The sequence below is a fragment of the Vibrio sp. 10N.222.49.A3 genome (assembly GCF_041475145.1).
Taxonomy (GTDB): domain Bacteria; phylum Pseudomonadota; class Gammaproteobacteria; order Enterobacterales; family Vibrionaceae; genus Vibrio; species Vibrio tasmaniensis_A.
The window spans coordinates 1-26059 of the sequence record NZ_JBFRVM010000143.1; the positions used below are offsets into that span (position 1 = coordinate 1).

General features: G+C 44.0%; 19 protein-coding genes and 1 pseudogene. 7 read left to right on the forward strand and 13 right to left on the reverse strand.

The window, feature by feature from the left end; translation table 11 throughout:
- Positions 1-89: 89 nt before the first annotated feature.
- The 12 genes and pseudogenes from AB4589_RS20390 to AB4589_RS20445 form a co-directional block, all read right to left on the reverse strand.
- Positions 90-1403, reverse strand: coding sequence for an HlyD family type I secretion periplasmic adaptor subunit (locus AB4589_RS20390; protein ID WP_048614198.1), 1314 nt, complete (start codon positions 1401-1403; stop codon positions 90-92).
- The gene (locus tag AB4589_RS20395; RefSeq protein WP_372101578.1) at positions 1396-3648 is read right to left on the reverse strand and encodes a peptidase domain-containing ABC transporter; all 2253 of its coding nucleotides are present in this window, start codon (positions 3646-3648) and stop codon (positions 1396-1398) included. The genes AB4589_RS20390 and AB4589_RS20395 overlap by 8 nt, the downstream gene beginning before the upstream one ends.
- Positions 3645-5291 (reverse strand): ABC transporter transmembrane domain-containing protein, encoded by a 1647-nt coding sequence (locus tag AB4589_RS20400; protein WP_372101579.1) that lies wholly within the window; start codon positions 5289-5291, stop codon positions 3645-3647. Before AB4589_RS20400 ends, AB4589_RS20395 begins: the two co-directional genes overlap by 4 nt.
- Positions 5292-5469: 178 nt before the next feature.
- Positions 5470-6105 (reverse strand): CatB-related O-acetyltransferase, encoded by a 636-nt coding sequence (locus tag AB4589_RS20405; RefSeq protein ID WP_017082045.1) that lies wholly within the window; start codon positions 6103-6105, stop codon positions 5470-5472.
- Positions 6106-6524: 419 nt separating this feature from the next.
- Entirely contained in the window at positions 6525-7637 is a 1113-nt protein-coding gene (locus tag AB4589_RS20410; protein WP_372101580.1) for an NADH:flavin oxidoreductase, read from the reverse strand.
- A gap of 333 nt (positions 7638-7970) precedes the next feature.
- Positions 7971-8660 carry a hypothetical protein gene (locus AB4589_RS20415; RefSeq protein ID WP_371709275.1) on the reverse strand — a complete coding sequence of 230 codons (690 nt, stop codon included), beginning with the start codon at positions 8658-8660 and terminating at the stop codon, positions 7971-7973.
- A pseudogene (locus AB4589_RS20420) lies at positions 8660-9850 on the reverse strand (OmpP1/FadL family transporter). Before AB4589_RS20420 ends, AB4589_RS20415 begins: the two are co-directional and overlap by 1 nt.
- Positions 9851-9943: 93 nt before the next feature.
- Positions 9944-10756 carry a crotonase/enoyl-CoA hydratase family protein gene (locus tag AB4589_RS20425; protein WP_371709273.1) on the reverse strand — a complete coding sequence of 271 codons (813 nt, stop codon included), beginning with the start codon at positions 10754-10756 and terminating at the stop codon, positions 9944-9946.
- Positions 10757-10993: 237 nt separating this feature from the next.
- Positions 10994-12997 (reverse strand): Fe(3+)-hydroxamate ABC transporter permease FhuB, encoded by a 2004-nt coding sequence (gene fhuB / locus AB4589_RS20430; protein WP_372101581.1) that lies wholly within the window; start codon positions 12995-12997, stop codon positions 10994-10996.
- Complete coding sequence (locus AB4589_RS20435; RefSeq protein ID WP_372101582.1) at positions 12997-13950, reverse strand: iron-siderophore ABC transporter substrate-binding protein; 954 nt, start codon at positions 13948-13950, stop codon at positions 12997-12999. The genes fhuB and AB4589_RS20435 overlap by 1 nt, the downstream gene beginning before the upstream one ends.
- Before the next feature lie 90 nt (positions 13951-14040).
- A complete protein-coding gene (locus tag AB4589_RS20440) occupies positions 14041-16170 on the reverse strand; it encodes a TonB-dependent siderophore receptor (RefSeq protein ID WP_135441736.1) in 2130 nt (709 codons plus the stop codon).
- Positions 16171-16431: 261 nt separating this feature from the next.
- Positions 16432-17340: a helix-turn-helix domain-containing protein gene (locus AB4589_RS20445; RefSeq protein WP_372101583.1), complete on the reverse strand. Its 909-nt coding sequence runs from the start codon at positions 17338-17340 to the stop codon at positions 16432-16434.
- Positions 17341-17559: 219 nt separating this feature from the next.
- On the opposite strand from AB4589_RS20445, the gene AB4589_RS20450 reads away from it, so the two are divergent.
- Positions 17560-18318: a siderophore ferric iron reductase gene (locus AB4589_RS20450; protein WP_012600441.1), complete on the forward strand. Its 759-nt coding sequence runs from the start codon at positions 17560-17562 to the stop codon at positions 18316-18318.
- 95 nt (positions 18319-18413) lie between these two features.
- Positions 18414-19199 carry an ABC transporter ATP-binding protein gene (locus tag AB4589_RS20455; RefSeq protein WP_372101584.1) on the forward strand — a complete coding sequence of 262 codons (786 nt, stop codon included), beginning with the start codon at positions 18414-18416 and terminating at the stop codon, positions 19197-19199.
- 145 nt (positions 19200-19344) lie between these two features.
- Here the strand turns inward: AB4589_RS20455 and AB4589_RS20460 are convergent, their stop codons facing one another.
- Positions 19345-20538, reverse strand: coding sequence for a multidrug effflux MFS transporter (locus tag AB4589_RS20460; protein ID WP_372101585.1), 1194 nt, complete (start codon positions 20536-20538; stop codon positions 19345-19347).
- 297 nt (positions 20539-20835) lie between these two features.
- On the opposite strand from AB4589_RS20460, the gene AB4589_RS20465 reads away from it, so the two are divergent.
- The 5 genes from AB4589_RS20465 to AB4589_RS20485 all read left to right on the forward strand — a co-directional run bounded on the left by AB4589_RS20465 (position 20836) and on the right by AB4589_RS20485 (position 26006).
- Complete coding sequence (locus AB4589_RS20465; RefSeq protein WP_372101586.1) at positions 20836-21921, forward strand: PQQ-dependent sugar dehydrogenase; 1086 nt, start codon at positions 20836-20838, stop codon at positions 21919-21921.
- Between the two features lie 448 nt (positions 21922-22369).
- Positions 22370-22579 (forward strand): cold-shock protein, encoded by a 210-nt coding sequence (locus tag AB4589_RS20470; RefSeq protein WP_004731543.1) that lies wholly within the window; start codon positions 22370-22372, stop codon positions 22577-22579.
- 115 nt (positions 22580-22694) lie between these two features.
- The gene (locus AB4589_RS20475; protein WP_004731545.1) at positions 22695-23234 is read left to right on the forward strand and encodes a YaeQ family protein; all 540 of its coding nucleotides are present in this window, start codon (positions 22695-22697) and stop codon (positions 23232-23234) included.
- The gene (locus AB4589_RS20480; RefSeq protein ID WP_372101587.1) at positions 23227-23808 is read left to right on the forward strand and encodes a hypothetical protein; all 582 of its coding nucleotides are present in this window, start codon (positions 23227-23229) and stop codon (positions 23806-23808) included. Before AB4589_RS20475 ends, AB4589_RS20480 begins: the two co-directional genes overlap by 8 nt.
- A gap of 725 nt (positions 23809-24533) precedes the next feature.
- Positions 24534-26006 carry a C69 family dipeptidase gene (locus tag AB4589_RS20485; RefSeq protein ID WP_029225581.1) on the forward strand — a complete coding sequence of 491 codons (1473 nt, stop codon included), beginning with the start codon at positions 24534-24536 and terminating at the stop codon, positions 26004-26006.
- Positions 26007-26059: the final 53 nt, after the last annotated feature.

The window sequence follows — 26059 nt, forward strand, 5'->3', positions numbered from 1 at the left end:
TTTAACTGATCGGCATTACACTATTTAGTGTTCCTTTTTATTTCTATTCTCTTTTAAATTTCAGTTATAACTTTTAACTATAAAACAAACTAACGCTCCCCAAACGCGACACTCACGTTGGTATAAATCGGTTTCCATAAATACTGGAATACTGATTTCTCACCTGTTGTAATATCTACCTCGCCCGTCATACCTGGCAAGATAGAAAAGCTCTCCGGATTATCACGGAAATAAGGAACATCCACCGAGACGACGACTTCATAATAGATCTCGCCACGTTCGCTTTGACTTGTGGTCGGTGAAATACTCTCCACCGCCCCTTTTAGCGCCCCAAAGCGGCTGTAATCAAACGCATCAATCTTGATACGAGTCGGCTGCCCTACACTCACAAAACCAATATCTCTTGGTGACAAACGCGCTTTAAAGTCGGCTTTCCCACCAACAGGAACGATTTCAACCACAGTGCCACCTGGCTGAATAACACCACCGTTTTGCGTGCTTGGCAGGCTTTGCACCAAGCCTTGTAGCGGTGACACCAACATGGTGTTGGTCAATTTAGCTTGGCTTGAACGAACTCTAGCATTCAATGCTGATAAGTCAGATACGGCTTTAGAACGATCATCGCTCACTTTAGCTTTCGCTTCCGCCAAAAGCTGTATGATTTTTTGGTCATTACTGTCAGCTTGTCTAATCAATACCGACTTCTTACCACGAGCTTCTTCGATTTTCTGTTCGATACTGGCCAATTTTTGTCGCATTTCAAGCACACGTAAACGTGAAATGTTACCCGACTTATAACCCTTTTCTAGTATGTTCAACTCTTGCTTAGTCGCATTTAACTCTTTCTCATAACTCGGCAAGGCCTTTTCTACGCTACGAAGCTGCTCTGCAATTTGCTCGCTCTCTTTCTCAAGCACCACACGCTTTTGGAAGTAGAGGGCTTTTTGCGCGTTTAGCTGCGCTTTTTGTTGGCTGACGATCTCTGGGTAATCGACCTCAAACTCAGCAAGGTTAGGCTCACGCTGCTCAAGCAGCGCATTCATACGTTCCACACTGGCTAGAAGCGTCACTTGTTGGGACTTTAGCTCTTCAAGGGCGGTACGCTGGAAAGTGGCATCAAACTCAACAAGCGGCTGGCCTTTCTCTACCAACTGGCCTTCTTTAACGAGAATTTGCTTTAACTTACCGCCAATCGCGCTTTGTAATACTTGCTTCTCGCCTTCCGGAATCACAGCACCTTTGGCTTTGGCGATTTCATCAACTTGAGTGACTACAGACCAAGTGGCAAAAGCAATAACACATAAGGCAACCGACCATGTGGCCAGTGCCAATGTACGAGCCGTATTTTGTGATTCAACAAGTTCACCGTAGCGCTTGCCCTTCTCGATAGATTGTTTAGTCATTAGCGACTCCTTGCTTAGACTTTGATTGTTCTTGTTGGGCTGCATTTTGTTGAGCAGACGCCTCTTGAGTTGACGGCTGTAGCTCTTGAGATAACGGTTGCTCAGATAACTGCGGTTCTTGAGAAACTTGAGGCTCTGAAGGCTGTTCCTGCTTCGAAGACTGCTCCGGCTCTAATGGGCCTGCATAAACTACAGCTCCTTCATTTAACACCACCACTTTATCGGCAAGCTTGATTAAATCCGGATCGTGGGACGTGTAGATCACCGTTGCTTTTCCTTTTTTCGACTGCACAAACTCACCAAATATACGTTTAGCATTTGGGTGAGCATCAGGCACAGGATTATCCATTAAGAACATTGGGTAGTCATAAACCAGCGCTTTTGCATCAATGAGGATCTGCGCGACGCTGCCAGACAACATGTCAAAAAGGCTGTCCGGTTGAATACTACTGATGGAGGTGTCTAGCCCACCTGACAATGTCTCGAACCAACGCTTTCCGCCGACCATTTCAATTGCAGAGATCATTTTCTGATCTTCGACTTTGTGACCGTCGTTTAGCCACTCTCGAATACTCAGCGTAAGCAAATCAGGATATGCGGCTCGAATGAAACACCAGTGGCGATAAAGCTGCGGATCGTATTGAACGAGGTTAACGCCTTCAAGCTCAACCATGCCGTTTTGGATAGGCTGCAAGCCAGACAGCACTTCAATTAATGTTGATTTACCGCTCCCAGAAGGGCCGGTAATCGCGACAATTTCACCGGCTTCAATATCAAAACTCACACCATTCAAGGCAGGGCGACTCTGTTTGGGATAGCGCAGTGTCACTTGGTCTAATTTCAAGTTAGGCGCTACCACAGGTAACGGGTGATGCTGGTAACTGAATTCACGCTCAGACGGCTGAGACAAAATACGGTTCACTTGCAGCTTGGATTGATTAAAGCTATTAAAACGCATCGCGCTGTTTGCCAACACCTGAGCTGGGCCAGTCACCTTAGATATCAACATCATTGAAGCAATCAAACCACCGGGCGTCATCACTTGTTCAAAAATAAGTCCTATTCCTAACCCCATCACGGCGAGTGTCGACCCCACACCAATGAAATAGTAAATCGAGGTGTACCGGCTCTGGAGAACCGATTGATTAAAGGTCACTGTTGAAGCAAGAAGATTGGCCTTTTTGAAACGTTGAATCCAGTGCTCTGAGAATCCAGCACTGCGAATAAAGGCAAGCTTGGATGACAGCTCATTAGTCATGTTTTGACGATTCGTACCTGCCACTGTCGATTGCATAGAGCGCTTGCTGCTAGAGCGTATCGAGCGTTTTGCTAGCAAGTAATAAAGGATTAAAGAGACGACTGGAACCAGTACCAACCATCCGCCTAAAACACCTATCGCAAGTACAAAAATAAGAATGAATGGTAGGTCAAACAGCGCATTTCCTAATGGCCCCGATAGCACACCTGAAATACGCTCCGACAGCATCACTTGGTTTTGCTGACTAGAAGAAGCTGTTTGCTGATTTTGAGCATAGCTATTACGAAGCAGACGCTGCACGAGGGATTGAGAAATCTCACGACTTACTCGGTTGGAAACTGAAGCAAACACTCGGCTACGTAATGTTCTCAACCAACCCATCATCACAAACAACAACGCCACGCCAATAGCGATGCCTTGCAACTCATGCCCTGCATCACCGCCAATCACATGGTCATAAATCGACATCGTGATGAAGGGAACAGCAAGCGCAAATAAGTTAGTGATAAAGCTGACCAACAACAATTTAGGAATGATGGGACGAAACGCATGTAACCTTTCGCCAACCCAATCAGGAGAGGCCTTCTCTAATGGTGGCCCTTCGATAACAATACAAAACTGAGGGACATCGGTGATGTCGTCATTGGCATTAAAGGCAACAAATTGCTTGGATTCTAAATGACCAGAGACCAGCTCATGTTCACCAAGTACCAGTAAGACCAATTTATGTTCACCAACTTCATCTAGGTTGGCAACCAAGCGATAAGGCAGTGCAAGCCTGTCGAACAAGGCAAACATATCGTCGATTGATTCAATGCCATTTTCATCGACCCATTGATGTGCGAACAACTGGATATTAGCATTAACTTCCAACTGCTTAAGAACGGAAAGGCTCTCAGTTTCTAAATGATTCATCACCTCTTGTCGACCGCTGGTATCTGCACGGTTGTTCGTACCTGAAGGGTTACCAATATCTAAACGATTCATACGACGGCCTCCTGGTTGTTCTCGCTGTCGACCGTAATAGCTCGACTTTCCACTGTAATGATTCGATTAGCAAATTCGCGAAGCTTCGAATGGTAGCTCACCATCAGTATCGTGCGTCCTGCCGTTACTTCTTCTTCCAACACCTTAGCTAGATTCCCAAGGGCGTCTAAATCAAGTGAAGAATCCGGCCTTTCCAACATGATTATGGGTTTATCACTTGCCAATTGAGCCGCGATATTGAGCATTTTCACGTTACCCATACTCAACAAAGAAGCACTCGTATGGCCAATTTGTGTCTCTAGTCCATCGGGTAATCGAGTAATCTCTTTGGTTAAACCCAAACGCTTTGCATAGTCACTGGCGCTTTGCGTTTTCTCAGGGTCAAAGCCACACAAGTTGTCGAGAATAGTACCCGACACCAACTGCCCTTTAACGCCACAGTAGGCCACAATATTGGTTACGGATGCGATTGAAACGGCAGCTCCGTTAATGAAGCACTCACCCACTTTTAGATCATCAATACCTGCAATCGACGACAATAAATGACTGTTGGTGTGGCGATCTTCACTCTCTAACAATACCAACTCACCTTTATTCAAGGTGACATCTGCATGAGAGAGTTCACCGTATCTTTCAACGGTCGCTTGCTGAATTTCCAACGTCTCAAAGTCAGATAAGTGGTTCTCGGTTTGCTCAGAATCTGAAGAGTCCGATAGTGATAAGTCACTCAATTTTTCTATTGCCTGATTAGCACTGTGTATTGAATTAAGCTTAATTCGAACTCCCACCAAAGCACTTAAAGGTGCGACGGCTCTGCCCGATAAGATAGAACATGCCGCCAATCCACCAGTGGTTAACTGGCCATCCAACACCCACAAGCTCCCCGTAATCACGAGTAAAACTGACGTGGCTAATGCAGCAAGCTGAATACATTCTTGGGCGAAGGCGTTCTGTTCTTCTTCTCTCGCTTTAGACTGAGAGCGAACATTATTGAGGGATTTAAACTGATTAAAGATTCGAGACTCAACAGCCTGACGTTTGATTCCTTGAATGGTTTGGCTTAGCAAAATCAAAAACGCTTTTCGCTCCTGCTCATCTTGGGAAGCTTCTTCACTTAAGCTTTTAACGCGAATAGAAGATAACCAAACGATTCCGAGAGTAATCAGCCAAACTGCCAAAGGTATCGCCACCAGCTCACCGCCGATGTAAGCCACCAAGCCCAAGAAGATCAAGGCAAAAGGCAAATCAATAAAGCCTGCAATCACACCACCGGAATACCAATCTTTGACTTTGGATACAGAACCAAGCCCCTCTTCCACGCCGCCAACACCAATTTGGCGGAGATGGCCTGATGAAGCCGTTGTTACTCTTTCAACCAAGGTTTGATAGGTCGCTTTCTCGGTATTGCTGGCCGCGGCTGACAAAAGCCAAGTACGCACAAACCGGATCAATGCTTCCATGGCAACAGCCAACGCTGCACCCGCCAACAACAAAGTGGCAGTACCGTAACTTTGGTTAGGTAAAATACGATCGTAAATTTGTAAAACCGTTAACGGAACGGCGAGAGAGAGAAGATTTATGAGTAAAGAAGGCAGTAGGACTTTCCCCACCACCCCTTTGTTTTTCATTGAACTTGCGGGCATACACAATCCTTATCCATGCTTATGAAATAAGATTGGTACACCATGTTGAGTATTGCAAGGTAACGAACTGATTTAACGTGTTTTTCAATATAAATATGACACAGATCTTTCTACACAAATCTATGGCTATACCCGTACCTTAAAAACGCTCCTTACAAATGCTCGTTACAAGCGCTCCTTACAAACAATTGTCGTAATCCGTTATCGCCTGCTTTAACTTTGAAAAGTCTGAGTTACATAAATACGGTTTCAGCGCTTCAAATTTATCTGAGGGCCACTCGTATATTTTGAATGACATGAGTTCGTCAATAACGGACTCATCAAAGCGGTATTTGACGACTTTAGCTGGTGAACCACCGACAATGCTGTATGGAGCGACGTCTTTAGTCACCACACTATTCGCTGCAACTACAGCGCCTTCGCCAATCGTCACACCGGGCATCACCATCGCTCTCATGCCTAACCACACCCCATCTTCAATGTGAGTATCGCCTTTGCCAATGTAGGCGTCGTCGATAACATCCATAAATGGATACAGTGAAAACCAATCAACTCTGTGTGTATGGTTGCCACCCATTAAAATCACGACCTCTGCGCCAATACAGACATAATCACCGATATAGAGTTCGTCGATTTCCCATCGAGGCTCCCACTGGCGGCTGACTTCGTCGCCGTGTAAATAACGCACTACCGATTGTTCAAAGCCGTTATCCCAGCAATCGCTGTAATAACTGTGTTGACCTTTTACGTGAATATTGGGGTTGGTTACGACTTCATGCAGCAACTCGAATTTGGACCAATGCTTCTTTTGCATTTTTACCTCTGAATGATCTATTTAGTTTTATTCGTTAACTATCAGAATGTTCGACGATGCAAATCCAAGGTGCACAAACTAACGCCCTATAAACACAGGGTTCACTGGGATGAATAGTGAGTATCACGCTTAAATCATAGCAATGTCGCTAAAACTAAAGAGGCGTCAGTGGATTCGAGGTTGCTTAAGAAGAGGAAGTAGTTTCAAAGTTTGCTCAGTTTTTATCGATAACTTGGTTGGATAATTTACAGGCGTAGTGTATCTGTTTAGTCGCACCAATTTGACAGGAAGATGTGATTAATAAGGTTTCAAATATCGTTTCGTGGAATACGGCATGAACAAGAGCCTGCGCGATTACACAGGCTCAAACTTAGACTCGGCTATAAATTTCGGCTCACGATTGGAGCCGGGGTCAGCGACTACATTCGAGCAAGCTGTGCTTTTCTGTCTTTATTCACCACGCAGAAGTTACCGCGCTTAGTACGACATTTAGAGCATCGTTCGCATTCAACAGGGCTTCTATCCCCCTCCTTCCAACGCTTAACTAAATGGGGTTCAGAAAGCAGCGGTCTTGAAAGCGCGAAGTATTCAATGCCCGTGTTGTTTGCGATGGCTTCAATGGCATCGAAATCCGTCAATCCACCCACAGTGATCACCGGAATGTTAACGTCTTGGCTGATAGCATGACCATATTCGTGAAAATAACCTTCAGCTTGAATAGTGAACCCATCGTGAGATTCGCCAATCATAGTGTCGGCTTTACCATGAATATTACCTGACACGACAATGCCATCCACGCCCACTTGTTCAAGCTTTTTACACACAATACGTGTTTCGTCGAAGGTCACGCCACCTTCAAAAAACTCCGAAGCTGTAAGCTTAACTAAGATAGGGAAATCATCACCCACCAGCTTGCGCGCCGCGGTATAGATCTCTAACAAAAATCTCATGCGGTTTTCTAAGCTACCGCCGTATTCATCTTCACGTTGGTTGTAATAAGGGCTTAAAAATTGGTTAATCAGGTAAGTGTGAGCGGCATGAATTTCAACGCCATCAAAACCTGACTTCTGTGCTCTTAATGACGCGTGAGCAAAGGCATCAACAATGTAGTTGATCTCGTCTTTGGTCATCTCTTTGCCTAGAGTTTGAGTTCCTTTTTCTGGAACCTCACTTGGTGCGTAGATCACTCGTTCGCCAAGATCATGCGTGGTTTTGGTGCCACCATAAGCCAATTGCATCACGATTTTAGAGTCGTTGTCGTGCACCAGTTGAGTCAGCTTCTGATACTCTGCAATGAATGAGTCGTTATACATACCAATCATGCCCGCATTCGGCTTTTCTTCTTCAACGATGTTCGCGTAACCCGTTACGATCAAGCCGACTTCACCTTGAGCCAGCTCTTCATAGATAGCGTACAGTTTATCTGTCATATGCCCATCTTCAGTAGCCATATTTTCCCACGTTGCACTTCTCATGAAGCGGTTCTTCAATGTCATGCTGCCGATGCGGGTTTCTGTAAACAAAGTGCTCAAGTCTTATCCTCATTAAATCTTTATTATGTTTGCCCATTTTAAAAGACAAAAGAGAACCACTTCTTTTTCACAAAGTAACTATCTTTTGTCCATTACTGAATGGGCGTTGATTTATGCGGATAGTACAGAGAATAAGACGAGGAAAACTTAATCTAGATTAAGAGAGCAGTACTCTCACATTAGAAAGAGATAGAAAGCAGCAGAAAGAGATAAAAAAGATTGGGAAATAGAATAAAAGAAAGTCGCTCAGTTTTAATAAGCGACTTTGTTCAATTTAATCTGGACTAAGTGAATGGTTCTTACGAGAGACGTCCACCTGCGAATTGCTAACAGCTATTTGAACTCATAGGTGTAAGATGCGCCAACACTGTTGTTCTCTCCAAAATCATCCTCAGCAAAAATTGTGAAGAAATTGAATGATTGAGCATCACTCAATTTATAACTCGCACCAACGCCAATCCAATAGCCAGAGTAATCGTCAGAACCCATTGAACCACCACCAAAGCCCATGATAGACCATTCATCGGTTATCGTTTTTAAGCCAAACGCTCCGATATAGCCACCATGTGTCGAGCTCGGCATCAATACATAATCAGAACCCACATTCTCACCATCGAATACGGCTACTTCACCATCGTTGTAGCTGTAACCAGCCATTGGGAAGATTTGCCAACCGAACGGCTCAATATCGAAATAGCTCAGTGGTATAAATGTGCCAATACTGTAGTTGTTCTTATAAGCATCGTTATCATATTCAGAACGGCTAAAGTTGAAATTCACGATACCCATCGGCAACAGCCATGAACCGCCTAATCGCCACTCTTCTCCATCAGCGTTGACACGAGCGTTGATCATTCGCGCTTCATCCAGCCCAATAGAGCCCGAAAACTTAAGCTCTTCGTTATAAGCAACGCCAGCTTTGGTTACAATCTTAGTCGGATCATCAGGGTGCTTCTCTTCAGCAAAAGCCCCCATAGACCCGAACGTTGCAGCAGCAGCAAGTAATAAAGTACGTAATGCCATTAGAAGGTCGCACTAACGCCAACAAAGTGGATACGGCCATCGAAAGAACCATTGAGCAAGTTGCGCCCTGTAGGTCCATCACGATTCATCTCAACCGAACCTAAGTCCGCGTATTCGTAGAACACATCGATCAAGATATCATCCTAATACGTTGAAGCACCTACCGAGTAGCGATACTGTTCGCCTACAGGGAGATCAACCCACTGCATTGAAGGATCGTCTTGTGGAGAGGTTTCGTAAGAGAAGCCCGCCTTTAAACGCCAGTCAGAGTTCAGCTGGTAGTCAGCACCAACAGCAAATTTCCAAACATCATCCCAGTCACGTTGTAGAGTTTGACTAATTGGGAAGTCCCCATTTTCGTTGGTACCTAGATCCAAAACAGTATTGTCCCATTGGCTCCAACGATGAAACTGGATGCTTGCCAATAAATCTAATTGAGAATTCAATGCATAGCTTGCACTGACATCAACGAGTTCAGGTACATCAATACCAGTATTCAATGAACGTTTACCGCCAGTAAAGACATTCACATCATTGTTAAATTCGTGCTCTAGTTTCGAGCGGTAACTCGCACCCAGTTTTAACTTCTCTGTTGGAGTGTACATAACACCAAGGTTATAACCATAAGCCCAGTCAGTATCTTGCTTGGCTATAAAAAGAGAAGATGACTGTTGTAATGCAGCCCAACTCAATTGAATACCTGCGCCAACAGACCATTGGTCATTCAGCTTATAACTCAGTGATGGATTCACTTGCATTGCGGTCAGAGTAATTTCTTCTAGAAGGGCAGCACCTGCCCAATCGCTACCGTAATCAAGGCTTGAGCCACCAACAGCGCCAAGTGCGATACCAAGGTGCAGTTGGTCTGTTACTTGATGCGCGTGGAAAGCACCAAATGAAGGCAACACTGAATGGCCTTTACCATCACCGCTAGAGTCTTGGTTGTCTTGATATTTCATCTCAAGGTCAAACGCCATGGTATTGATAGTCGTTTTGCTTTCGCCCATGTGAGACATGGTTGCTGGGTTGGTCCACATCGCAGCAGCTGAACGAGAGTAAACACCGTCACCTGCGCCAGTTGTACCGGCATTGGCGACGACAGCTTCTTGTAAAAATAGACCACTTGCGAAAGCATTTAAACTTGTAAAAATTGCGGTGGCAGCTAGCGAGTAAGTAAAAGTTTTGTTCATCAGATTGCTCATTTAGCCTTAGACATTAAATTGATCTAAGGTTACCGCAAAGCCCTATAAACAATGGGAATACCCGTTATTACTTTACAAGCGCTATTTGAACCTTCTAGCGACGTATGGACGCGGCTTGTCTGGATGAATTTCACGTTGAGCAGCAATTGCTCTGTTCTTACCTAACCCTACCTTTATTTGATACCAAGTCTCGTAAAATAAGGCGAACCCAGGACTGGACCACCAAGTCTTGTTGTAGAGTTTCTTATTAGCAGCGACAACATCTGGCGACCGATTCGCGCACTCAAGTGCCAACGCATAGGCTTCAGCGTAAGGGTCTTCAGCAATCTTGGTCACCAATCCATATTCTTTCGCGGTTTCACAGTCGATCACTTTGGCCGTCATCGCCATTTCTAGGGTGTGATCTTTACGCATCAGCTCTCTAAATGCGATAGCGCCTCCCATGTCAGGAATCAACCCCCACTTCGCTTCCAATATCGAGAAGTTCGCATCTGGGCTAGCGATTCTAAAATCGCCACCACTGGCTAATTGAAGCCCACCTCCCCAACAACGCCCGTGAATCGCAAAAATGACAGGGCAAGGGATCTCTCGCCAACCAATAGAAAAATACTGAGCCGCATTTGGCAACGTCGGCAACCATTTGAACAAAAGCTTCATCGCTCCAACTTTACTGTTCAATAACGATTTAACATCGAGCCCTGAACAAAAATCCGTACCATTACCTTTCACTATCACAGCGCGAATCTCGTTATTCTTTTTGAGTTCTCTGATCATATTATTGACGCCTTCAAACATCGCCATATCAATAGCGTTGAGCTTATCGGGTCTATTCAGCACAACGGTGGCAATTTGGTTTTCATCAATGGAACAAGTGATACGATCGAGGTTTGGCATGGTGGCTACCTTATGAGTGGTCAGATCTTTAGATTATACATTTTATTAACATATGCCAAACTTGCACATTAAGAAGCGAGACCTGTGTTGCTTAACACCTCCCCCTTACACAAACGACATCAATAAAAAAGCAGTGATGGTTCGCTCCATTCACTGCTTTTCATTCGTAGCTTTTATTGCCAATAGCTTTGAATACCAGTAGCTTTGATAATCAAGGGCTCTCTGTTTTGACAGAACCTATGTTCTTCGAGATTTCAGTAACAAGAAGATGAAATAACTGCCACCAATAATTGAAACTAACGTCCCTGCGGCAAGCTGCGCTGGGAACACCACCACTTGCCCTAACCAGTCTGCAAATAGCATCAATGCTGCACCAATCAAAAACGACAAGATGATCTGCTCTCGAACCAAACGAGCGCCCACCATTGCTGCGATATGCGGAGCTAACAAGCCGACAAACGCGACTGGTCCCATGGTGGTTGTCACGACCGAACATAAGATCGCAACAATACACAACAGTGCCACGTAGGCGATACTGATATTCAGCCCTCTGGCACTCGCGAACTGTCGGCCAGTCGCAATTAAGGTCACCCAACGGCTCAATAGCAAAGCAGCCCCGATAGAAGCCGTTATCACCATGGTCATAATCATTGCCGACTCAGGTTCAACACGATAGGTAGAGCCTGCCAACCAAGCCAATAAAGTGTATTTCCCCTCACCCACTCGCGTTAAAGAGAATTGCACCAAAGCTTCCAAAACTGCGGTTAATGAGATACCTGTGAGAATCAAGATCGAAGGTGCAAACTGATGCTTCTTGCCAAGGAATAGCAATAAACACAGTGCAATCGCGCTGCCTAAGAAAGCAATCCAAGGGCTCAATGAGTGAATCGAATAACCCATGAATAGGCTACTGAAAATCAACGCCAGAACAGCGCCCGCCGACACACCAAGAATGTCCGGGCTTGCAAGCGGATTGTAGACTAACCTTTGTAAAATCACGCCCGCCACCGCCAAACCGCCACCAGCGAATATCGCCGTTAATATTCTCGGCCAACGAATCGACCATTCAAATGCGTCTGGGATAACAAAATAGCCCATATCAGAAGAAGGCTGTGAGAGCGTACTCAACGCCAACAGCCCAAAAATCATTGTGCCCAACAAGAAGTAAGCCAAAGGTGAAATAAACTTTGGGCCTTTAGGCATCGAGAAAAACAGCTGATCTTGAGCCGATAATTGCTTTCTCGCAATTATGATCAACGCTGGAGCGCCAATCACCGCGGTTGCCGTCCCTGTTGGAATCATATCCAAAGACCATTGCGCCAAGAAGATAGCCAAACTGTCGGTCACACAAAGCAACAGCGCACCCAACACGCAGCTTGCGATGAGTTCAGATTTCGCCTTTAAAAAGCCCAAATGTCTCGCGATGTTTGGAGCTATCAAACCAATAAAGCTGATCACACCCACTGAGGTAATCGACACCGACACCAACCAAACGCCAACCGCCATCAATACAAAGAATGTTGCGCCAATATTGAGCCCGCGCGCTGCTGCCCCTTCAGTCCCGATCGAAAGCAAAGTCAGGACTCTTGGCGCCAATAAGATGATGGCAAAGATCGGAAGTAGCTTAGGCATCAGCCAAATTACTTGTTCCCAACCGTTCTGTCCTAGATCACCCGCTCCCCATACAAACAAGTTCTGTGCGTACTGGTCGTTAAGCAGGATAATTGCTGTCGCAAATGCCCCTAGCAACAAGTTGACCGCCATGCCCGCCATGCCCGCCAAAACAATTGGCAAGCCGCTCATGTTTTTGATTCCGACAATCGAAACAATCAGCCCCATCGCGAGCAGTGCACCGATCAGAGCGAACCAAACTGAATACTGAGCAACCAACATCGGCGCAACCACATTCAGAATAACCAGACCAAGCCATGCTCCTGACGATGTACCTAAGGTTAGCGGCGACATCATGCGATTTTGTGTCAGTTGTTGAAACAGGCTACCGATGGTGCCGAGTGTTCCGCCAACCAAGATCGCCATGACCAAGCGAGGCAAGTTGACATAGATTAACGCCATCAACTCGAATGAATCATCAACCATTGAGTTGAATCTCGCGCTGTCACTGATCAGTGAAACTTGCTGGAGCAGCTCACCGATAGGGCCAAATTCAGATTGCCCTAACCATAAATGAACAAGGGAAGCGAAAAACAGCGCTGCCCCCATCACCAAACCACTGGATTTCATTACTGCTCCGCTAACGTCAACAGCGATTGCGCCATAGCTTCTGCGTTATACAAAATCGACATGGCACCGCCGTAACTCCAACTTGCCGCTACTGGGCTAAATTGACCATTACGAACAAAAGGCATGCTCTTCCAAACCGGAGATCGGTCTAACTTTTCTTGATATGGAAAAGGTTCAAAGTAAAGCGCAATGCCCTTCTTTACGTTCTTAAGTTCAGTCATTCGTTTTTGACTGATGCCCCACTGACTCGCAGGAAGATCCATCGCATTTTCAAAACCAAGCTTTTCGAGTGCGTATTGTGGAATCGAATTATCGCCGTAGATAAACACCGATGTGGTACTCGCAAAACGGAAAGAAGTAACTTTTGGCTTGTCACCCGGATACGCTTTGTCTAACTCAGCTTTTAGAACAGCGATACGTTCATCCATCACAGTCAATTTGTTGTTCGCTTGTTCTTCTTTGCCAAGTAACTGGCCAATCTTCTTGAAGTTCTCGATAGCAGCCGCAGCATTGCTGTGCTGTTCACTGTACGTTTGGTAGTAAAGCACGGGCGCGATTTCAGAAAGTCGTTCCTGAAGATCTTTCTGCGGTGAAGCGATGAGAATCACATCAGGGTTTAGCTTCTTCAAAGCAGAAAAGTTGGGCTCAGTTCGAGTGCCAATGTCCGCCACGCCTTCTGGGATCGCAGGTTGAACAACCCAATCGGTATAGCCAGCGATATCAGGCACTGCCACTGGTGTTATACCGAGTTCAATCACTTGTTCGGCTATGTCCCAGTTCAACGCAGCCACTCTAACAGGCTGAGCTTCAAGTGTTTTAACGCCCTCGCTGTCTTCAACTTGGTAATCGGCCATCACATTAAACGATAAAGCGCTCGCTAATACGGATAACGCCAGCTTTGTATGCAAGCTCTTTATTTTAGAAACATGGGAAGCGATTCGTTGTAAATTCATATTGTTGTCTACTCAATCTAAATTCTATATTTATTCAAACGACAAAAGCAGCCCAGTTAAGGCTGCTTTAAATTGATAACCCTAACTTAGTTAGAATTCGTAATTGACATTAAATTCTACAGTTTGCTCTTGACCGTACCAGCAATAGCTCTCATTCCAACAAGTGTAATACTCTTCATTGAATATGTTATTTGCAACGACATTAGCTGTTGCGTTCTTAAGCGAGCTGTTAACCTCTCCTAAGTCATAACCTAGAGACAAATCAACTAAAGTATATGAAGGTACTTGGCCTTTATTTTTGTCTGACGTATCGTTTAGAACAGTTTCTCCCACATAACGCACGCCACCGCCGACTCTAAGGCCACTCATTGCACCACTACGTACAAAGTAGTTAGCCCAAACATTTGCAGTATGATCTGGTACAAATACTGGTGTTTGTCCGATATTTGATGCATTTCTATCTTCCGTAATTTCCATATCGGTGTATGTGTAGTTCGCCAACACATCCAAGTTTTCAGTGACTTGTGCTCGTCCTTCCAACTCAATACCTTGTGAGCGAATCTCGCCAACTGAAGTCCATGGTGAAGCGCCATCAGGACGAACTCCAACATTTTTCTTATTCACTTGGAACAGAGCCATCGAACCTGAAATCATATTCTCATATGAGTCATACTTAAGACCAAACTCGACTTGTTCACCGGTTTCAGGATCTAAGTTATTACCGTTAGTATCTAACTTTACACTCGGTTCAAAACTGGTAGCAAAGTTAGCAAATGGAGATAAACCGTTATCAAATTTGTACAAAGCGCCTAAGCGGTATGAGAAGTTTGTATCATCAGTATCCGTTTTGCTTGGTGCACCACCCAATACTGATACTTTTGTCGTTGTTTCGACTTTGTCAAAACGACCACCAGCAATGAACACCCAATTATCAATCAACATCTGATCTTGGAAATAGAATCCAAGCTGACTCACTTCAATGTCGTTATTTTGATAATACGTTTTTGTAAAATCATTCGGATTCAGCTTATTGTTATTTGGATTGTAAAGGTTGATGCTATCAACACCTGCGAAAGCGTCGTAGGCTACATCACCCTCTGTGTTTCGATAATCCACACCAAAAAGTAAATAGTGATCCAATGAGCCAGTCGACACTAAGCCCGATAGTTGGTTATCAACACTAATACCCGTAGAACTTTCATCGGTGCTATATGCCGAACGAGCTAATGAGCCAGTTGAAGCATCAAAATTGCCACTGCTAGTACTTTCTTGATAAAAGTCAGTTTTCATATAACGGAAATTCTGAAGAAATGCCCAATTTGAGTTGAAATCATGGTTAAATTTATAACCAGTAATCAAGAAATCACGTTTGATGGTGTTGTAATTAACATCCCCGGCAAATGTCGAAGGTGAGACTTTTCCTGATTCAATCGCCGCTAATGGGAGTGTCACGTTCTGACCTAGTGCAGGGTCATTCTGATAATAAAGATTGAAGTTAATAAAGGTTTTATCAGACACATACCAATCGATTGATGGCGCAATCACATAGCGCTCTTCCTCAACGCCGTCTACTTGCGTATCTTTCTTACGACCCAGAGCAACCAAGCGATAAGCAACGTTGTCACTCAAAGCACCCGTTGTATCAATTGACGCTTCAACTAAGTTATCTAAACCCGTTGCTAAGCCAATTTTTGTAGACTCTTCAAACTTAGGCGCTTTTGCGATGATATTAACCATGCCTCCTGGTGGCATTGATCCGTAAAGAACCGATGTTGGACCTTTAAATATTTCCAAACGCTCCATCGCAATAGGATCAATCTGAGGTTGTACGTTCCATCCAGGAAGGATTGGCAACATCATTCCGTCATAATAGTTATTCGTAGAGTCAAAACCGCGAATTTTAACCCAATCACTAAGAACCACTGCACCACCTTTATTCTCGGTTGATACACCTGGTGCATAGCGAAGAGCTTGCATTACAGACTTAACACCACGTTGTTCCATCTGTTCGCTTTCGATAACGTTAAGTGTTTGCGGCGTTTCTTCTGGTGCTAAAACGGTTTTCGTTGCTGTATTACGGTAGGCTTTACCCATAACAGTGATAGTTTCTACATTCGAATCTGCCGAAGTAGCGGTATCTTCCGCGAATGCTTGCGCTGAAAACGCAGTCAGCAACGCGACTGCCAATGATGAATACTTAAAACGAGTGTGAGTGGTCATGATTCCCTCGGTACCAATGCTTAATTGTAAATAGTAATAAATCTCATTTGCATTGTATGTGTCTAGAGGTAGGATAATTAACAATTTGGTGCAAGTTCAAAAAGAACTTGGCCTATTTTGAGTAAAACTAGGTCAATTGCTGATTAAACACACAATTGATCTAGTAACATTTGACCTAGTAGCGTTTGACCTTGTAGCCTTTGACCTTGTAACACAAAGGCTTTTGAGAAGGGGGGAGAAAGTCGGAGAGCTGAAATATGACTACGATTTAATAATAGGAACCCAGTACTCCATTTCCGCATCAGAAGCATGAGCTTGATAACCAAATGGGTACATCTCAAGTTCATAACCATCAACGCCACGATAACCTGAATTTGGAAGCCAATTAAGCACAAACCAACTTAGAGTATGGGGTAGATGCTCTATAGGACCACGGTGCTTCACTACAGCATAGGTTTGCTTCGGAATCGTCAGCACCTCTAACTTATCAGAGATAATACTAGGCAGTTGCGGGATAGAGATCTCGTCATGAAGCTCAACGCCCGCCCAATAGTAAATATTGGTTCCGTCAAAACAAGACTGAGTCAGGTCAACAACGCCAATAAACTGGAGCATGTTGGCGTCAGGGATTTCAACCTCACCTTCTAAACGTGACCATAGCTGAGGGACTTTCTGAGCGAAGTCTTGCGTGATTGAAAACAGACCACTGATTTCTGATGTCATGCCTTTCACTAGGAAAGACTCTCTTTCATCAATGCGCACTTCCACAAAGCTTAACGCCCTATTTTCTGAATTACTCACCGTTTCAGATACTTGTATCGGTTTTTTTAACCCTACTCTTTTGCCTGCTTTTCTATACTGACTTGGGCTTACCCCAAACATTTGCTTAAACGAACGGCTAAAGCTTATTTCTGAATTGAATCCGAGACCAAGCGCAATATCGATAACACGATCTTTTCCATCAAGCAGCTCTTCGGCAGCCTGACTTAACTTTAGCTCTCTCACATAGTTCGCCACGGTAAGCCCGGTTTCGGCTTGAAACACTCTTTGCAGCTGCCAACGAGACCAACAGCTTTGCGTCGCTAAATCTTCTAGCGATAACGCAGAGCTAAGATTCGCATGGATATAAGCCAGAACGCGGCTGATACGGTCAAATGCAGGTGTGTTCATATTCAAGCTTTCATCTTCTCTATTTTTGACTAGGGCGTGTTGGGTTCAACAATACTTTTATCACTTAAAGTGGCTTTTATCACTGAAAAAAGGACAGCCCACCCAAACTTTATAAATCTCAAAAACGTAAAAAGCACCGAGTAGATGCTCCATTTTGTATGGTTATCCTCGACTATGTTCGTTATGATAACGCAACTGATTCTCATTTATTGATTTAAGATGCTTCCCCAACTGCACAATATTATCACTCGTCGGAAAGCCCCGTCTCTACATCAAAAAATCTTCGCTTACTCAAAACAAGTGACCCCTTATTTAAGCGGTAGCTTTGGTGCACTTAATAACAAGAGCATTGCGGTAACAAATGAGAATAGCCATAAAGAGCTCAAACGAGTTTACGATGGTCTTTCGCAAAGCCACCCAGAAGCAGGCAAAGCGTATTGGTTAACGCGAACCTGGGATCTCGTGTGTTGGCAGCCTATCTATGTGACTTTCATTTCTATCTATGGGCTTCATTCATTGCCCGACATCAAGAATATCGGTCAATTTAGATACAAAGAGTTCATTACTGGCTACCGCTTCTTTAATGGTGATCATCAACATGGTTCACCAGAAGAGCTGATTCCCGATGCTGGTGAAGCCATTCTTGCACTGACTGAGTTTTATCGAAGCCAGATCAGTGAATGGACACGTATTCGCCCAGGATTTACCAATCATTTATTGGCCGATCTATTGTTAGGCAGTTTGATAAAACTTCAGCAACACGAACCAAGCCTGACCAACGATTACATTATTGCGCAAGCTAAGCTTTGGTTAGAAGCATGCCAGTTGTCTGAAAATCATTTAGACAGCCTTAAAGTGGACTCTAGTTCGGGGATGTTAAAACTGATCAGAATCAGCTGCTGCCTGGTTTATAAGTGCGATTCAAGAAAGTACTGTGATAATTGCCCTAGGCATCCAGACAACAAAAAAATCGCTTAGTCACGCCATTTATTACAGCTAATACACCTATTAAAGTTCAATACGACGAGCCTTCTCCCATTGAGCTTCGCTACTGATCTAATTACAGGACTGACATGTTTCAGCTTTCAAACATAAAAATTGTTCGTGATGAACGAACCATTCTCTCAATCGAAGACCTCACGATTCCGACCAATGAACTGACAGTCGTTCTTGGCCATAATGGTTCGGGTAAATCTACACTCGTTAATTTACTCTCAGGGCAGATGTCGCCGGATCACGGCAGCGTGGAACTAGACGGCGCTTCCCTCTCTTCATTCAAAAGCAAAGATTTAGCGAAAAAAATTGCTTATCTACCGCAAAAGCTCCCCGCTTCTGCTGGCTTAACCGTAGAAGAGTTGATTCGTTTAGGACGTTTTCCATGGAGAGGCGCGCTAGGTCGCTGGAATTCAGAAGATAAGTCGATTATCCAACAGGCGATGGAAAGAACCGGTGTCACTGAATTCTCGCAAGCCTTGGCGGATGATTTATCTGGAGGAGAGCGTCAACGCGCGTGGGTATCGATGTTGTTGGCTCAGCAATCACCAGTACTAATCCTTGATGAACCAACTTCGGCACTGGATGTGCATCATCAGTTTCAGCTTATGGGTTTACTGTCTGAACTCAACAAAACGGAAAATGTTGGGGTGATCGTCATTTTGCACGATTTGAACTTAGCACTGCGTTACGCGACACACATCGTTGCACTGAAAAAAGGTCAGATTGCTTTTGAAGGCAGTGCGGATAAGTTACTTGATGAACAAGCGCTATCAGCTTTGTATGAGTCTCCGATTCGACTGATCGATCATCCAGTTCCAGCTAAGACAGCAGCAAGTGAGAAGGTTGCAGTCGTCTGTGAATAGTTCGGGCATTTCAGCTTAAGTCTAAGCTCTAAGCTCTAAGCTCTAAGCTCTAAGCTCTAAGCATAAAGAAGGCCATTGAAGTCTCAGAACTTTAATGGCCTTTTCGTTTTTCACTCGCTAGCTAAATAATTAAATAACTAATTAACTAGCTCAGCTGCGACTCTCTCGCTTCTTGACTACTGAAACCACGTAAAATATTAATCAGGGTAATAAGAGTGAAAAACATGATGACAAGCGATAAATGCCACGCTTCTCCTAGCCCTAGTTGAACTAGCCCCATACTCACCATTGAAGACACCACCATCTGCCCGCCGCCAGACATCGCAGCAGCAGCGCCAGCGTTCTTCTTATAAGGCAACATCACCAACGCCTGAGCACAAGGCAAGGCAATACCATTGCCAAGAATCATCAAGAACTGGCCAAGCATGAGATACAAAGGCTCAAGTGGGCAAAAGAAAAGCCACAACGCCGCGAAGATATGCAATACAGGGGTACATAACAGAGTTTTCTTGTTGCCCAACATGGGGCGAATACGGTTACATAAACTTGTTCCACCCAGCATGCCTAAAGCAGGAATCACCGCCCACATCGCGTATTCATCAGACGTCATGCCAATCTGGTTTTGCATAATAAATGGCATCACTGATACGGTAGTGATCATCAAACTAAAGTTAAGCCAGCCAATACTCGCAAAACTCATAAAATAGCGAGAAGTTAGCAACTCTTTGTATTGAGAAACCATTTTCTTTGGCGAAGGAATAGCGGAGATCTGAGTGACGGTTTCCTTAAACTTGAACGCCAAAACCATCCAAGCTAATGAGACATAGCCAAGTAGCGAGATGAACACCATGCTCCAGCCAAAATGGAAGTTAATAAAGCCGCCGATTACGGGCGCAATCAAAGGTGTAATAGACGCGACCATCGCAATGTAGGACATAGCTAAAGGTAAATCTGCCCCACTGAATCTATCCCGCGTGGAAGCACGAGCAAGTACAGCGCAACAACCCGTTCCTAAGCCTTGCAGAAAACGCCCCATCACCATGCTAGTAAATGAATGGCTAAAGAAGATGATCATTAATAGCCCAAGCATCGCAATCAACAAACCACTTAACAGCACCTTCTTACGCCCTAGAGCATCGGAAATTGGGCCATAAATAAACTGAGAAGGCCCAAAACCTAACAAATAGACACTCACCAGAAGCTGAGCTTGTTCTAGCGAGACATCAAAGTCTTTCGCGATCCAAGGTAATGATGGAAATACCAGCCCCATACTGAGCTGGCCGATACTGATGACTAAACACGCAAGTAAGATCGATTTAAAATCAAATCGACGACTCATGATGTAAAGTATCCAATATAACAGCTGTTTTGAGATCGGGTGGTTTGAGAATAGATAGCTTGAGTATCAACCTGACAACATACAGACAGAGAAAACAGCGAAGATGTTGCAAGGGTAGTATTCATTATGCTCCGAAGGAATCGAATAGAGAATGGCAGGCTAAACATACGTGAGCTTGCTTACTCATACAACACTGGTTGAACTAAATAAATGAATAGTCACTTTTCAGTAACCCAACCTTTGCACCTGTCGACCACAAGCTAAACTAATACCACGTCATGAAAACAAAGGACTCCCATGAAGAATCATCATCGTCTTATTTCCTGTGCTTTGGCACTCATCGCATCGAGTCCAATATCCTCTGCTTTTGCATGGCAAGTAGAGAAGATCACCGACGGACTCGTGATCCCTTGGGGGTTGGCTTATATCAACGATAACTCCATGCTAGTAACAGAAAAAGCTGGCGTCATTAAACAGGTTGATTTAAAGACGGGTGAGCAAAGCACGCTGTTCAGGCTGCCCAATGTTTGGGCGAAAGGCCAAGGTGGTCTGTTGGATATCGCGCTCTCCCCTTTTGAAAACGAAAAGTTCTACGTCACTTACAGTAAAGACGTCGATGGTGAAGGCGTAACGACACTGGCTTCTGCTAATTACAGCAATAATGAAGTTACCAATTGGACAGACGTGTTTGTATCTAAATCCAGAACGGACACCGGACGTCACTTTGGCAGCCGTATCACCTTTGATGATAGCCACCTGTATTTTTCAATCGGCGACCGTGGTGATCGAGACAACGGCCAAGACACCATGACTCACGCCGGATCAATATTACGATTGAATGCTGATGGAAGCACACCAAGCGATAACCCGTTCTCGGATAACAGCAAGGTACTCAATGAGATTTGGAGCTATGGCCATCGTAATCCACAAGGCTTGTATTACGACTTCCCGACCCAGAAGCTGTGGTCGATTGAACACGGCCCGCGAGGTGGTGACGAAATCAACCTAATTAAAGCAGGTGCCAACTACGGGTGGCCTGTCACATCACACGGAAAAGAGTATTGGGGCCCAATTAGCGTAGGCGAGTCTGAAACTAAGGATGGCATTGAAGCGCCTAAAAAAGTCTACGTTCCTTCAATCGCTCCGGGCAGCTTGATTGTTTACCAAGGTGACAAATACCCAGAGTTGAAAGGAAAGCTGCTGGCCGGCGCGCTTAAACTTACCCACATCAATATTGTGACAGTCAATGGACAAGGTGAAACAATTAAAGAGGAACGTATTTTAGAAGATTTAGGCGAGAGGATAAGAGACATTGAAACTTCACCAAGCGGCGACATCTTTTTCAGTACCGATAATGGCAACCTGTATCGCTTGAAAAAGTAGTCAAAAGCTCGTTCCAATAGACACATGATGCTTACCGTGAGATTTATAAATGTAAGCCGTTAAAATTGGGGCCAGGCACCAATTAGCGGCTTAATAATTTGGAAAATAAATGTGCCAAAACAGTGCAATTACTCCAAATTCGTCATCAATTTCGACCACCTTTTTCACAAAAACTACAACAAATCACCATACAACTGTAACTCCATGATATTTAAGGAATGCAAAGTTTGACTACCCCCAAGTTTCTGCAACCTTTCACTATGGATTCGATTGACTATCCCCTAATTTGATTTAGACTTCATCTCGGCTAGAAAGAAAGTTCTTTGTATATAAACATTTCGTTGGATTACTAGTAACCCCGTTGTGTTGTACGCAATAGCAATAAACTTTTCCGCGCTATCAGTGCCACAATTGGCTCAAAATAAAAATTTAATTTTAGGATATCATCATGTCTAACACAGTTACTGGTAAAGTAAAATGGTTCAACGAAACTAAAGGCTTCGGCTTCATCGAGCAAGAAAACGGCCCAGACGTATTTGCACACTTCTCTGCAATCACAGGCGACGGTTTCAAAACTCTTGCTGAAGGCCAACAAGTTGAGTTCACTGTATCTCAAGGTCAAAAAGGCCCACAAGCTGACAGCATCAAAGTACTTTAATTTAGTATTTTAAAGCTTTCTAAAAATAGCCAGCCTCTGCTGGCTATTTTTTTACCCGCTATTCAGAGATTTAAGGTAACATCCCCTCACTATTTCTATCTAAGACATCCTATCAATGGCTCTCAAACCAACAATCTATAAGTTTCGTATTTCTTTAACCGATATGAATCGCGACTATTACGACTCTTTTAATCTAACGGTTGCTCAACACCCTTCTGAAACAGAACAACGCATGATGGCTCGTATCATTGCTTTCTGTATCAATGCATCTCCTGAACTTGAGTTCACTAAAGGGTTGTCTAGCATTGAAGAACCCGATTTATGGCAGAAGTCGTTAGATGACCAAATCTTAGAGTGGATTGATGTTGGTGAACCCGATCCAGAACGCGTTAAGAAAGCGACTCGCCTATCTAAGTCTGTTAGCGTGTTCAGCTTCAACACTAAATCGAATGTTTGGTGGGAACAGAACAAAGGTAAATTCGGTTATCTGAAGGCTCAGATCGTTCGTCTAGACAACGATGGTATTGAGCAGCTAGCAGCGATGACACAACGTACTATGGACCTTTCAGTAATGCTGTCGGGTAACTCTGCGTTCGTAAACAGCGACACGCAATCTGCAGAAGTAACGTGGGAAGAGCTACAGAGTAATGACTGAGACCCAAACTCAGACTGAACCTCAGCGCCAAACTAAGCTCGAAGCGTGTCTGCAGCTCGCTGGTCTCGATTCAGTAAAAGCGCTGACGACTGGCTATGAAAAAGAGCTATCGTCATTTATTGATGAAAACCATGCTCTGTTTAAGCACGCTTGCGAGAACAAGCCGGACAACTCTGCACGTCAGACGTTGCTTGGCCTGTTAACCAAGGTACATATCGATGCAAGCTATCGCTTTGAAAGCAATAAAGAAGCGAATGAGGCAATGCAAAATGTATTCGATAATACAGTGGGTACTGAGCACAGCGACAAGTTTCAAAACTCTAACACTCAGCAGTTACAGTTAATCACTCATTTGTGGTTGTTCGTTCAGGGACGACTAGGAATGGATTACAGCCTTGCTAATGATCATGCTGCTGTAACCGCTACGCTGTTGTCTCGTATATCGAGAAGCAGTGATGATGAGATTCGCGTAGAGTTCATGGCAAGTTTTTATGATGGCTTGAATATCTATCAAGCTGAGAATAAGCCGTCCGGTTTTGTTCATTACTTTAAGCGTTTGTTTAATCTTTCTTAAGCATTCCACCAGCCGCTGTACCCAAATTTGCGCTTTATAGATTCTGTAGAGCGCATCTAATTTCCGGTCCAACCAACCCCCATCGAACATGCAGATTCCCTATTACGCTCGTTCCTCACTTTAGGGAATGACAAAAGTGACTAAGTCGCCCATTCTGCAAGATCAGAGGCTGGCGTAGAATACACTCTGAACCCCCACCCTCGTATTTTACCTCACTCGCCGTCATCCTCGAGAAGGAGGAACGACTGAGTTGAGGATCTCATACCAAGTCAGAAACTACACAGACAAACAGATTCCCTATTACACTCGTTCCTCGCTTTAGAGAATGACGACATTCTCAGTCATTGCAGTTTACTTCATTGCAAGCACAAAAAAGCCCCCACAAGATACCGCGCTTCAGCACTGTTGTTTATCCGATTGCAACCCAAAAACCATACGTTAGAAACGAACAAAGTCTTGTTGTGATAATGATACTTCTCATAACACGACGAATTAAAGCTACGTATATGGCAAGGTTACTTTACAACTATAACTTATCAATTTATTCAAAAAGTGCATATTTTTCAGATAATTATTCTCAAATGGAAATATCAGTTATGTGACGAGCAGAAGCATTTTCTCTTGTGATGATAAGTACACTTAATTTTATAAAATGATAATAAAAAACCTGCAAATACAACTAACGTTAACTTTAAATTATCTTGTTTTATAAGCGGAGAATTAAAATGAAAATATGGTCTGTATCCTTTCTTGCAACTGCAGTAGCTGTCGCTCTAAGCAGTAATGCGATAGCTTGTACTGGGCTTATTGTTGGCAAAGAAGCGTCGAACGACGGTAGCATTATGATTGCTCGTAATGAAGATTTTAGCATTAACAACTGGAACAAATACCTAAAGTATCGACCTGCGCAAGATAACCAAGAAGGTGACTGGCAGTTAGGTAACGGGTTAATTGTTCCGATGCCAAAGCACTTCTTTGCTTACTCTGCGATACCAGACTGGGATGCGGATACCGTTAATCGCGACGGAAAATTCTATGAAGAACGTGGGATTAATGAACACAACGTTGCCATTTCAGCAACAACCAGCGCAGAAATAAACGACAAAGTCGCCAAGGTCGATCCTTTAATCGACAATGGCGTAATCGAAGCCATTATACCTACGTTAATCCTTCCTCAGGCAGAAAACGCAAAACAAGCCGTAGAGTTACTCGGTCATTACATCGAAACCTATGGTGCTGGTGAAGGAAACAGTCTCTATATTGCAGACACCAATGAGGCGTGGTTATTTGAAATTGGTTCAGGTCACCATTGGATTGCTGTAAAAGTGCCTGATGACAGTTACGCCATGATTGCAAATGGCTTGCGTGTACATGGTGTGAACTTGGCAAACAAAGAGGTACTGCATTCAAAAGACATATTCGAGTTTGTAGAACAACACAAACTGCTTGATAACGCAGATAAAAAATCTTTCAATTTTGCAAAAGCATTCGGGGTTATTGGTGATGAGTATAATATCGATCGTGAATGGTTAGGCCAAAAAATACTGACACCTTCGCTGCATCAACAAAGTCGCATGACGCAATACCCTTTGTTTATGAAACCTGATACAAAAATCTCAGTTGAAAATGTGGCAGAGGTACTTAGCGCGACTTATAAAGACACGGTTTTGGAAGGAAAATCGAAACGACCAATTAGAGTTGAGCGTCAACTAGAGTCGCATATTATTCAGCTTCGCCCTGAGATGCCAGAAGAGCTTCAAGGTATTATTTGGCAAAGCTTCGGCGTGTTACCAGAATCTGTTTTAGTGCCGTTATACTCAACCCTACAAGATTACCCAAAAGCGTACCAAGTAGGCGATGATAACTACAGTGATGATTCAGCTTATTGGCAGTTCCGTAGCCTAACCGCCCTCGCTTCTACAAACCCAGATAAGTATTTACCAGTACTAAAAGCAACTTGGGACAAAGAAGAAACTCAACTATACAAGCAGGTCGCACACTTAGATAAAACGTTAACAGACATGTATAAAGTAGATAAACAAGCGGCTCTGAACATGGCTGCCGACTACTCATACGGACAGCTTAAGCGTACCTTAGATATGGCAACTGAGCTTAGATACAAAATGATTACAGATTTGACTAAAAGCACAGAGAAGAAATACTCAGAGGAAGAGTTTAAGAAAATAGTAAATCTGTAGGCTTATGAAGCAACCAATAAAAACGGAGCATAATGCTCTAATGCCGATCAGTT

Excerpts from the sequence above, each read along its gene's own strand:
- AB4589_RS20460 (WP_372101585.1), bottom strand. The coding sequence starts at position 20,538 with ATGAGTCGTCGATTTGATTTTAAATCGATCTTACTTGCGTGTTTAGTC.
- AB4589_RS20435 (WP_372101582.1), bottom strand. The coding sequence starts at position 13,950 with ATGAATTTACAACGAATCGCTTCCCATGTTTCTAAAATAAAGAGCTTG.
- AB4589_RS20425 (WP_371709273.1), bottom strand. The coding sequence starts at position 10,756 with ATGCCAAACCTCGATCGTATCACTTGTTCCATTGATGAAAACCAAATT.
- AB4589_RS20465 (WP_372101586.1), top strand. The coding sequence starts at position 20,836 with ATGAAGAATCATCATCGTCTTATTTCCTGTGCTTTGGCACTCATCGCA.
- AB4589_RS20400 (WP_372101579.1), bottom strand. The coding sequence starts at position 5,291 with ATGCCCGCAAGTTCAATGAAAAACAAAGGGGTGGTGGGGAAAGTCCTA.
- AB4589_RS20390 (WP_048614198.1), bottom strand. The coding sequence starts at position 1,403 with ATGACTAAACAATCTATCGAGAAGGGCAAGCGCTACGGTGAACTTGTT.
- AB4589_RS20445 (WP_372101583.1), bottom strand. The coding sequence starts at position 17,340 with ATGAACACACCTGCATTTGACCGTATCAGCCGCGTTCTGGCTTATATC.
- AB4589_RS20480 (WP_372101587.1), top strand. The coding sequence starts at position 23,227 with ATGACTGAGACCCAAACTCAGACTGAACCTCAGCGCCAAACTAAGCTC.
- AB4589_RS20485 (WP_029225581.1), top strand. The coding sequence starts at position 24,534 with ATGAAAATATGGTCTGTATCCTTTCTTGCAACTGCAGTAGCTGTCGCT.
- fhuB (WP_372101581.1), bottom strand. The coding sequence starts at position 12,997 with ATGAAATCCAGTGGTTTGGTGATGGGGGCAGCGCTGTTTTTCGCTTCC.
- AB4589_RS20450 (WP_012600441.1), top strand. The coding sequence starts at position 17,560 with ATGCTTCCCCAACTGCACAATATTATCACTCGTCGGAAAGCCCCGTCT.
- AB4589_RS20475 (WP_004731545.1), top strand. The coding sequence starts at position 22,695 with ATGGCTCTCAAACCAACAATCTATAAGTTTCGTATTTCTTTAACCGAT.
- AB4589_RS20395 (WP_372101578.1), bottom strand. The coding sequence starts at position 3,648 with ATGAATCGTTTAGATATTGGTAACCCTTCAGGTACGAACAACCGTGCA.
- AB4589_RS20440 (WP_135441736.1), bottom strand. The coding sequence starts at position 16,170 with ATGACCACTCACACTCGTTTTAAGTATTCATCATTGGCAGTCGCGTTG.
- AB4589_RS20415 (WP_371709275.1), bottom strand. The coding sequence starts at position 8,660 with ATGGCATTACGTACTTTATTACTTGCTGCTGCTGCAACGTTCGGGTCT.
- AB4589_RS20405 (WP_017082045.1), bottom strand. The coding sequence starts at position 6,105 with ATGCAAAAGAAGCATTGGTCCAAATTCGAGTTGCTGCATGAAGTCGTA.
- AB4589_RS20470 (WP_004731543.1), top strand. The coding sequence starts at position 22,370 with ATGTCTAACACAGTTACTGGTAAAGTAAAATGGTTCAACGAAACTAAA.
- AB4589_RS20455 (WP_372101584.1), top strand. The coding sequence starts at position 18,414 with ATGTTTCAGCTTTCAAACATAAAAATTGTTCGTGATGAACGAACCATT.